6 protein-coding genes are annotated in these 10,329 nt (G+C 71.2%); 1 reads left to right on the plus strand and 5 read right to left on the minus strand.

The window, feature by feature from the left end; translation table 11 throughout:
* Positions 1-716: maltotransferase domain-containing protein (locus ACFY2Z_RS41255; RefSeq protein WP_390749134.1), on the minus strand; the 716-nt coding region annotated here is incomplete at its 3' end.
* Positions 717-945: 229 nt separating this feature from the next.
* Positions 946-2,148 (minus strand): S8 family peptidase, encoded by a 1,203-nt coding sequence (locus ACFY2Z_RS41260; protein WP_390749135.1) that lies wholly within the window; start codon positions 2,146-2,148, stop codon positions 946-948.
* 281 nt (positions 2,149-2,429) lie between these two features.
* Here ACFY2Z_RS41260 and ACFY2Z_RS41265 point away from each other — a divergent pair, with 281 nt between their 5' ends.
* The gene (locus tag ACFY2Z_RS41265; protein WP_390749136.1) at positions 2,430-5,054 is read left to right on the plus strand and encodes a glycosyltransferase family 1 protein; all 2,625 of its coding nucleotides are present in this window, start codon (positions 2,430-2,432) and stop codon (positions 5,052-5,054) included.
* 295 nt (positions 5,055-5,349) lie between these two features.
* Here ACFY2Z_RS41265 and ACFY2Z_RS41270 read toward each other — a convergent pair whose 3' ends face one another.
* The 3 genes from ACFY2Z_RS41270 to ACFY2Z_RS41280 all read right to left on the minus strand — a co-directional run bounded on the left by ACFY2Z_RS41270 (position 5,350) and on the right by ACFY2Z_RS41280 (position 9,872).
* Entirely contained in the window at positions 5,350-5,856 is a 507-nt protein-coding gene (locus ACFY2Z_RS41270; protein WP_390749137.1) for a DUF1990 family protein, read from the minus strand.
* Between the two features lie 69 nt (positions 5,857-5,925).
* The gene (locus ACFY2Z_RS41275; protein WP_390749138.1) at positions 5,926-7,584 is read right to left on the minus strand and encodes a M4 family metallopeptidase; all 1,659 of its coding nucleotides are present in this window, start codon (positions 7,582-7,584) and stop codon (positions 5,926-5,928) included.
* 245 nt (positions 7,585-7,829) lie between these two features.
* A complete protein-coding gene (locus ACFY2Z_RS41280) occupies positions 7,830-9,872 on the minus strand; it encodes a M4 family metallopeptidase (RefSeq protein ID WP_390749139.1) in 2,043 nt (680 codons plus the stop codon).
* Positions 9,873-10,329 lie beyond the last annotated feature (457 nt).

Consider the following 10,329-nt stretch of genomic DNA (forward strand, 5'->3'; position numbering starts at 1 on the left):
AACAACGCCCGCTCCCGCTCCACCAGCAACGGCAACGCAACCGACGACGTCACCGACTCCCGCAACGGAAACCGCCCCAACACACCCTCCACCTCAGGGGTGAGCGCCGCCGCGAGCCGGGAGGCGGCCGGGCGGCCGGTGTCGCGCAGGGCGTCGGCCGCGGCGAGCAGCACCGCACCGGAGCCCTCGTGCTCCGGGACCCCGGCGGCCGCGCGCTCGTACAGCCGCGCGCCCTCCTCCAGGACCAGTTCGGTGTCGATGCCCGCCGGGATCTTGATCGTGGCATGGTGCCGCCAGGTGGTGACCGGATCGCCCCACCCCTCCACGGCATAGGTCCAGTTGCCCTCCCGGGGTACGGAGACGGTGGCGCCCCAGCGGTCGGTGCCGGGGGCGAGTTCACGCATCGCGATCCGGGGACCGGGACGGCCCTGTGGATCGGTGAGGACGGCATGGGCGGCGACGGCGTCGTGGCCCTCGCGGAAGACGGTGGCGGAGATCTCGAACTCCTCGCCCACGACCGCCTTGGCGGGGCGGCGGCCCTGGAGGACGAGGGGGCGTACGTCGAGGACGGGGATGCGTCCGAGGGCGAGGCCCGGGGCCGGTCCCTGGTCCGCCGAGGGTGTCCGGGGGCCAGGGGGACCGGCGTCTGAGGTCCTGGAAGGGGAGGCGCCGGTGCCCGGTGCCGTGGGTGTCGGCGAGTGGTGCGTCGGGGGCATGACCGCTCCTGTCCGCGTCAGCGTGGGTGGCGGATGAGGTGTCGGAAGGTGGCCGGCGGGTCTACCGGGGGAGCCTTCCCATCATGTGCGGGTGGGCATTCCGGCACTTTGTTAACTACTCACGCGTATGTCTACCTTCAAGACCGGCCGCATCCGGACGAGGGAAAGTGACCGGCCCCGCCCGCGGGGGCGAGGCCGGTAACAGTACGGGTGCCCGGTGAACGGCAGTTCAAGGGCGGTCCACCCGGAGAAGTTTGGCGGGCGAGCCGGAGCCGGCCTCGGTGACGTCCACGGACGACGACTGCCGGACGAGTGCCTGGCCCACCTGGGCCGGGGTGGCCTTCGGATGACGGGCCAGATACAGCGCGGCCGCACCCGTGACGTGCGGGGTCGCCATCGACGTACCGGACAGGGTGGTGTGGCCGGTGTCGCTCGTGTACGCGTCGGAGGTGATCCCCACACCGGGGGCGAACAGGTCCAATCCCGGGCCCCAGTTGGAGAAGGGCGCCCGGGTGTCGGTCCGGTCGACGGCGCCGACCGTCACGGCCTCGGGGACCCGGGCGGGGGAGTACCGGACGGCCGGAAGTCCGTCGTTGCCCGCCGCGACCACATAGGTGACCCCGGAGGCGATGGAGGCGCGCACTGCCGCGTCCAGTTGGGCGTTGGCCCGCCCGCCCAGGCTGAGGTTGGCGACCGCGGGCTTGTGCGCGTGCCGGGTCACCCAGTCGATACCGGCGATGACCTGGGCGGTGGTGCCGGAGCCGCGGTCGTCCAGGACGCGCACCGAGACCACCTTCGCCCGCTTGGCGACCCCGTAGACGGTGCCCGCGATGGTGCCGGCCACATGGGTGCCGTGCCCGTTGCCGTCGGCGGCGGTCCCGTCGCCGTCGACGAAGTCCCAGCCGTAGCTCGCCCGGCCGTCGAAGTCCTTGTGCGAGATACGGATGCCGGTGTCGATGACGTACGCCGTCACGCCCGCGCCCTCCGGGCCGGGGGAGGTGTAGCTCCCGTCGAGCGGGAGACGGGGCTGGTCGATGCGGTCCAGGCTCCAGGACGGCGGGTTCTTCTGGCTCGCGTCGAGCGAGACCCGGCTGTCCTGGACCACCGAGGCCACCCGGGAGTCCGCCGCGAGACGCCGGGCCTGGCGCTCGTCGGCCCGTATCGCGTACCCGTTGAGGGCCGTCCCGTAGATGTGGCCGATTCTCGTCCCGTACTTCTTCGCGATGCCCTCGCCGGCCGCCGACCCGGCCCTCGTTCCCCCCTTGAGCGTCACGATGTAGCTGCCGCGGACGGAGCCGGGTGCCCCGGCGCCGAGGACCATTCCCTCCGGTGCGGCGTGCGCGGGCTCGGCGGCGGCCGAGAGCGCCACCACCGTGGTGACCGCGGTGAGGCAGCCCGCCCAGCGCAGACGTGCGGTTCTCTTCCGTGCCATGGTGTGCGTTCCCCTCCTCCACTCGGCGTACGGCGACCACGGACCCTCCACGCCCCCGAACCACTGCCGACCGGTACGCCGGTGGGCAGCCTCTCGTGCGGTGTGAACCGCCACAAGGCCGCCCGGCGGGGCGGAATCGGCCATATCGGTCGTGCCCGCCACAGGTACGGACCTCTGGCGCGTGACGCGCGCGAACCGGCGGTAAGCCGAACGCACCGTCGCCACGCGGCGTACCGTCGGGGGAGACACACCGCGTACGCCCTTACGTGAAGGTGGAACTCGTGAAGGCCATCCGCAGGTTCACCGTCCGACCCGTCCTCCCCGAACCTCTCCACCCGCTCAGCGACCTCGCGCGCAATCTGCGCTGGTCCTGGCACTCCGAGACCCGCGACCTCTTCCAGTCCGTCGACCCCGAGCACTGGGCCGCCTCGGGCGGGGACCCGGTGCGGCTGCTGGGTAGCGTGCCGCCGGCACGGCTGGCGGAGCTGGCCGAGGACCGCCGCTTCCTGCGCCGCCTCGCCGCGGCCGCCGGCGATCTGGCCGACTACATGAGCGGCGAGCGCTGGTACCAGGCGCACTCCTCCGGGACCGATCTGCCCGCCGCCGTCGCCTACTTCTCGCCCGAGTTCGGCATCACCGCCGCGCTGCCCCAGTACTCCGGCGGCCTCGGCATCCTCGCCGGCGACCATCTGAAGGCGGCCAGCGACCTCGGGGTCCCGCTGATCGGCGTGGGCCTGCTGTACCGGCACGGCTACTTCCGGCAGACCCTCTCGCGGGACGGCTGGCAGCAGGAGCACTATCCGGTGCTCGACCCGCACGAACTGCCCCTGGCACCCCTGCGCGAGCCGGACGGCACCCCCGCCCGGGTGTCCCTGGGACTGCCCGGCGGCCGCCGGCTCCTGGCCCGGATCTGGCTCGCCCAGGTGGGCCGGGTGCCGCTGCTGATGCTCGACTCGGACGTGGAGGAGAACGACCTCGGCGAGCGGGGCGTCACCGACCGGCTCTACGGCGGCGGCAGCGAGCACCGGCTGCTCCAGGAGATGCTGCTCGGCATCGGAGGGGTGCGCGCGGTGCGCACGTACTGCCGACTGACCGGGCACCCCGAACCGGAGGTGTTCCACACCAACGAGGGCCACGCCGGCTTCCTCGGACTGGAGCGCATCGCGGAACTGTGCGCGAGGGGCCTGGACTTCGACGCGGCCCTGGAGGCGGTGCGGGCCGGCACGGTCTTCACCACCCACACCCCCGTCCCGGCCGGGATCGACCGTTTCGACCGGGAGTTGGTGGCCCGCCACTTCGGACCGGGCGCGGAGCTGGAGAACATCGCGGTGGAGCGGGTCCTCCAGCTCGGCATGGAGACCTACCCGGGCGGCGAGCCCAACCTGTTCAACATGGCGGTGATGGGCCTCAGGCTCGGCCAGCGCGCCAACGGTGTCTCGCTGCTGCACGGCCATGTCAGCCGGGAGATGTTCTCCGGTCTGTGGCCGGGTTTCGACCCCGACGAGGTGCCGATCACGTCCGTGACCAACGGGGTGCACGCGCCGACCTGGGTGGCACCGGAGGTGTTCCGGCTCGGGGCGCGGCAGATCGGCGCGGAGCGCACCGAGGACGCCATGACGGTCGGCGGGCGCGAGCGCTGGGACGGCATCGCGGAGATCCCGGCCCAGGAGATCTGGGACCTGCGCCGGGTGTTGCGCGAACAGCTGGTGCTGGAGGTGCGGGAGCGGCTGTACGCGTCCTGGCGGCAGCGCGGCGCGGGAACGGCGGAGCTCGGCTGGGTCGAGGGGGTGCTCGACCCCGACGTGCTGACCATCGGCTTCGCCCGCCGGGTGCCGTCGTACAAGCGCCTGACCCTGATGCTGCGCGACCGGGACCGCCTGATGGAGCTGCTGCTGCACCCGGAGCGCCCGCTCCAGATCGTCGTGGCGGGCAAGGCGCACCCGGCGGACGACGGCGGCAAGCGGCTGGTCCAGGAGCTGGTGCGGTTCGCGGACGACCCCCGGGTGCGTCATCGCATCGTCTTCCTCCCCGACTACGGCATGGCGATGGCGCAGAAGCTCTACCCCGGCTGCGACGTGTGGCTGAACAATCCGCTCCGGCCGCTGGAGGCGTGCGGGACGAGCGGCATGAAGGCGGCGCTCAACGGGTGCCTCAACCTGTCGGTCCTGGACGGCTGGTGGGACGAGTGGTTCCAGCCGGACTTCGGCTGGGCGATCCCCACGGCGGACGGCGCCGCGACGGACGAGGACCGCCGCGACGAGCTGGAGGCGGCGGCGCTGTACGACCTGCTGGAGCGGCGGGTGGCCCCGCGGTTCTACGAACGGGGGCAGGACGGGCTGCCCGACCGCTGGATCGAGATGGTCCGCCAGACCCTGATGAACCTCGGTCCCAAGGTGCTCGCCGGGCGGATGGTGCGCGAGTACGTGGAGCGGCTGTACACCCCGGCGGCGCACGCGCACCGGGCGATGACCCCGAACGCGGCGGGGCAGCTCGCGGGCTGGAAGGCGCGGGTGCGGGCGGCCTGGCCGGCGGTCACGGTCGACCATGTCGAGGCGACGGCCGCGACGTCGACGGCGGAGCTGGGCGCGACGCTCGCGCTGCGGGTCCGGGTGGGGCTCGGCGACCTGACGCCCGACGACGTGGAGGTCCAGGCGGTGTCGGGCCGGGTCGACGCGGACGACCGCATCGCGGACGCGACGGCGACGGCCCTGAAACCGGCGGGCGGCCCGGACCTGGAGGGCCGCTGGCTGTACGAGGGCCCGCTGTCCCTGGACCGCACGGGCCCGTTCGGCTACACCGTACGCATCCTCCCCACCCACCCCCTCCTGGCCTCGAGCGCGGAACTGGGCCTGCTCACGGTCCCCTCGGAGGAACTGGCGGAGGCACCGGGAGTACTGCTGCGCTGACGACGACGGCGGCCCGCTCCGGGGGGAGCGGGCCGTTCCGGTCGAGCGCGAGGTCCGAGGGCGAGGACGAGGGCAGGTCAGGGCGTGCGTTAAGTCACGCGCTTGGCCCCATTTGTCGTTTCTGATGGCCGCGTTCACGCTTCCCGTTTCCGCGACGGATGCGCGCGCAGGACGATGTCCCGGTCGTGGCACGGGCGTCGGAGCCGTCCGTCGGGCAGGCCGAAACCGCCGTCCGGCGAGAGAGGCGGGGCGGGCGCGGCGAAGCGCCACGGTTGTGCGGGCCGCCGGGGAGGTGTCAGTCCTGCGGGATGTCCGCGCACAGCTTGCGCAGAACCGCTCCGCAGCGTCGGGCGTACGCCTGCTGAAGGCCTCGGGCCGCCGGGCCGCCCGCCTTCGTGTACCACCGGGCCGGGCGGCTGAAGGCCGTGATCGTCAGCCAGACCGTGCCGTCGCCGGTGCGGTCCACGACGAAGGCCTCCTCGCCGCACTCCGGATGCCCCGGCAGCGTGCCGTAGGCCCAGCCGGCGCGGCGGTGCTCCTCGACCGTCCAGACCACCCGGCAGGGGGCCTTGATCACGCCGGCCAGGGAGAGGGTGACATCGATGCCGGGGGCCGCCCGGTCCGCGCCGGCCAGGAGGCCGACGCCCAGCGCCCGGTGCAGCTGCCAGGTGAGGAGGGCCTCGGCCGCGCGGCGGAAGACCTCCTCGCCCTCGCCGATACGTGCGCGGACGTGCAGGGGGCGGAACCCCTCGGGGCAGTGGCCGTCGCGGGTCGCGCCGACATCCTCGTACGTGAAGGACATGGTCCCCAGCGTAGGGCGGCCCCCGGCGTCGCCTTCCCGCCGGGGGCCGCTGTGGTGCTCTGTTCGTGGCTAGTTCACGTTGACCGCGGACCAGGCCGCCGCCACCGCCTTGTACTCGGTGCTGCTGGAGCCGTAGAGGGCCGAGGCCGCCGAGAGGGTGCCCGCGCGGGCGGACTTGTAGTTGGTCGTCGACGTGAAGTACGTCGTCAGCGCCTTGTACCAGATCTGCAGCGCCTTGTCCCGGCCGATGCCGGTGACCGTGGAGCCGTTGGACGTGGGCGAGTTGTAGCTCACGCCGTTGATCGTCTTCGCGCCGCTGCCCTCCGACAGCAGGTAGAAGAAGTGGTTCGCCACACCGGACGAGTAGTGCACGTCGAGGTTGCCGACGGAGGACGACCAGGAGTCGGCCGAGCCGCCGTCCTTGCTGGGCTTGTCCATGTAGCGCAGCGGGGTACCGTCGCCGTTGATGTTGATCTTCTCGCCGATGAGGTAGTCACCGGGGTCATTGGCGTTGTTCGCGTAGAACTCCACGCCGGTGCCCATGATGTCGCTGGTGGCCTCGTTCAGGCCGCCGGACTCACCGCTGTAGTCGAGGCCCGCAGTGTTGGCGGTGACACCGTGGCTCATCTCGTGGCCGGCCACGTCCAGCGAGGTCAGCGGGTCGGCGTTGCCGGACCCGTCGCCGTAGGTCATGCAGAAGCAGCTGTCGTCCCAGAACGCGTTGACGTAGCCGCTGCCGTAGTGGACGCGGGAGTAGGCGCCGACACCGTCGTTCTTGATGCCGCTGCGGCCGAAGGTGTTCTTGTAGAAGTCCCAGGTCTCCTGCGCGCCGTAGGCGGCGTCGGCGGCCGCCGTCTGGTCGGAGGAGGAGGTGGAGGCGGTGCCGGTGCCGAAGACGTTGGTCGAGCCGGAGACCAGGGTGCCCTTGCCGGAGGTCTTGCGGGCCAGGTTGTAGGTCTTGTGGCTGCCGCGCGAGGCGTCGGTCAGGTTGTACGTCGAGCCCGACTGGGTGGTGGTGAGGCTGATGGTGCCCGAGTACAGCGTCTTGCCGGTGCCGTTCGCGTTCTCGATGCCCTGGTACCGGAACAGCTCCTTGCCGGTGGCGGCGTCGGTGATGACGTGCAGCTGGTTCGGGGTGCCGTCGTCCTGGAGACCGCCGACGATCGTCTCGTAGGCGAGGACGGGCTTGCCGGAGCCGGCCCAGATGACCTTGCGCGCACCGTCGGCGGCGGACTTGGCGGAGCCCAGCGACCTGGCGGTGCTCACGGCCTGCTTCTCCGCCTTCGCAGCGGTGATCTGCGGCTTGAGGGAGGCCACCTTGATCGCCGACTTGGTCGCCTTGGTGACGCCCTCGGCCTTGCCGGCCTTCGAGGTGTGGACCACGAGGTCCCCGCCGAGCACCGGGAGGCCGGCGTAGGTGCGCTCGTAGCGCGTGTGCACCGTGCCGTCGACGTCTCTCACGACGTCCTTGACGACCAGCTTCTCCTTGGTGCCGAGGCCGATCTGCCGGGCCGTCTCCGAGGCGTTGGCCTGCGCCTCCCTCACGAGGGTGACACGGGCCGACGCGGACAGGGCGGTCGGGGCGGCGGCGAGGGGGGCCTTGGCGGCGGCCGACCCGGTCTGGGCGGAGGCGCCGGTGGACAGGCCGGTGGTGAGGAGCGCTCCGGCGGCGACGGCGGTCGCTATGACCAGAGTGGTGCGCTGGTGACGCGCGTAGCGGGGAGTCACACAAGCTCCTTATGTGGGGGAGACCGACCAGCGTGGGGTTGCCGGCCGGAAGGGATGTGAAGTTGCTGTGCTCGTGCGGCGGGTGGTGGAAGGGTCCCATTAGGGGCGCGTACATGTCAGGAGCCCAAAGTGATGTTGGCTCAAAGTCGATTGGCTGGTTAATGTTTCGGAAATGTGAACGAGCGCCGTCCCGGAGGTTCGAACCTCCGGGACGGCGCCCTGCTTGAGGCGCTCTGAACTGCGGGTTACGGGAAGGTGATCTTCCAGCTGTTGATCTTGCCGACGTCCTGAGCCGCCTGGTCCTGGACCTTCAGCTTCCAGGTGCCGTTGGCCGTTTCCGACGAGGCGTTGACCGTGTAGGTGTCGGTCACGTTGTCCGCGGAGTCGGAGGAGCTGAAGTTCTTCAGCCGGTACGCGGTGCCCGAGGGGCCGATCAGGTCGATTACCAGGTCACCGCGCCAGGTGTGGGTGATGTTCGGCGTCACCTGGAGGTTGTTCGGCGCGTTGCCGGTACGGCCGCTCACGGTGATCGACGAGGTCACCGCCGGTCCGTTGTCCGGGATCGACACCGGGGTCGTGCTCTCGTACGACGTGCCGCCGCCGGAGCCGCCGCCGGAGCGGGAACCGACCGCGATCGCCGCCCACGCGTCCTGCACGGCCTTGTACTCGGCGCCCGTGGTGCCGTACAGCTCGCCCGCCGCCGCCAGCGTGCCGGTGCGGGCCGACGCGTAGTTGGTGGTCGAGGTGAACTTCGTGGTGAGCGCCCGGTACCAGATCTGCAGCGCCTTGTCCCGGCCGATACCGGTGACCGGAAGCCCGTCCGCCGTGGGCGAGTTGTAGCTGACACCGTTGATGACCTTGGCGCCGCTGCCCTCGCTCAGCAGATAGAAGAAGTGGTTCGCCGGGCCGGAAGAGTAGTGCACGTCGAGGCCGCCGAGCCCCGAGTACCAGCTGTCCTTGGACGAGCCGTCCTTGCTGGGCTTGTCCATGTAGCGCAGCGGGGTGCCGTCGCCGTTGATGTTGATCTTCTCGCCGATGAGGTAGTCGCCCACGTCCGACGAGTTGTTGGCGTAGAACTCCACGCCCGTGCCGAAGATGTCGGAGGTGGCCTCGTTGAGGCCGCCGGACTCGCCGGAGTAGTTCAGGCCCGCGGTGTTGGCGGTGACGCCGTGGCTCATCTCGTGGCCGGCCACGTCCAGCGCGGTCAGCGGGTCGGCGTTGCCGGACCCGTCGCCGTAGGTCATGCAGAAGCAGCTGTCGTCCCAGAACGCGTTCACGTACGAGTTGCCGTAGTGCACGCGGGAGTACGCGGCCTGGCCGTCGTTCTTGATGCCGCTGCGGCCGAAGGTGTTCTTGTAGAAGTCCCAGGTCTCCTGTGCGCCGTAGTGGGCGTCCGCGCCCGCGGTCGCGGCGTTCGACGTGGTGCCGTTGCCCCAGGTGTCGTTCGACTGGGAGAACAGCGTGCCGGTGCCGGAGGAGCCGTGGTTGAGGTTGTACGTCTTGTGCCCGCCGCGCGAGCCGTCGTTCAGCGTGTACGTCGAGCCGGACTGCGTGGTGGTCAGCGTGACCTGGCCGCTGTACTGGGTGTTGCCGACACCGGTCTCGATGCCCTGGTACCGGAACAGCTCCTTGCCGGTGGCGGCGTCGGTGACGACGTGCAGCTGGTTCGGGGTGCCGTCGTCCTGGAACCCGCCGATCACGGTCTCGTACGCCAGGGTGGGCGTGCCGTTCGCCGCCCAGATCACCTTGCGCGGCGCGTGGTCGGCGTCGGTCTTCTTCGAGCCCTCGGCCCGCGCGACGGACAGCGCCTTCTGCTCCGCCGTGGCGGCGGTCACGGCGGGCGTGAGCGTGGCGACCTTGATGGTGGCCGAGGTGGCCTTGATGACCCGCTGGGTCTGCCCGGACCTGGCCGTGTCGACCACGAGGTCGCCGCCGAGCACCGGGAGGCCGGCGTAGGTGCGCTCGTAGCGCGTGTGCACGGTGCCGTCGGCGTCCTTCACGACATCACGGACGACCAGCTTCTCCTGGGCGCCGAGGCCGATCGCCCGGGCGGTGTCCGCCTTCGCGGTGTCGGCGTCGCGCAGGAGTTCGGCGCGCTGCGAGGGGGACAGCTTCATGGCCATATGGGCGAGGTTGACCTTCCCCGCCTGGAGGCTGACCGGGACGGCACTCGCGGCGCCCGACTGGACGGCCGCGGCCAGCAGGGCGGAGACGCCGACGAGGGCGACGGCCGCGGCGCGGCGGGCGGGGGTGTGGGAGGTGCGTCTGCGAGAGGAACTGCTTCTCAACACTGACTCCTTCTGCGTGGCCGCGGGTCGCGCGGCCAGGGGAGACCGGACGGAGGGTCGCCCGTCCGGGCAGAACAAAGGCGGAACGCGGAACCAGGTGCATGAAGGTGACGGGCCACGGCACGGCGGCGAAGCTGTGGGGTTGCTGTGAGGTGGCCGTGGGAAGCGTGGCAGAGAGCGCCAGGATTGTCAGGATCGCATCAAGAAGTTGGCTGGAAATGGTTCGTTGCCCGGATAGTCATGTTCGCTATACGAACTGTTCAGACGGGCGTGCTGAGCGCGCGGTCCCGAGTGGGGCGGCGACGGCCGGCTCCGGACAGTCCGGCACGCGCTTCCGGACAGCGCAAAGGCCCCGTCGGCGGTGCTTGAGTTCTAGGAGTCGTCGCAACACCCCAGCCCAAGGGGTGCGATGGAGTTCCAGATCCGCAAGGTGCGGACGGTGGCCCAAGGCCGTAAG

The sequence above is a fragment of the Streptomyces sp. NPDC001222 genome (assembly GCF_042896945.1).
GTDB lineage: Bacteria > Actinomycetota > Actinomycetes > Streptomycetales > Streptomycetaceae > Streptomyces > Streptomyces gibsoniae.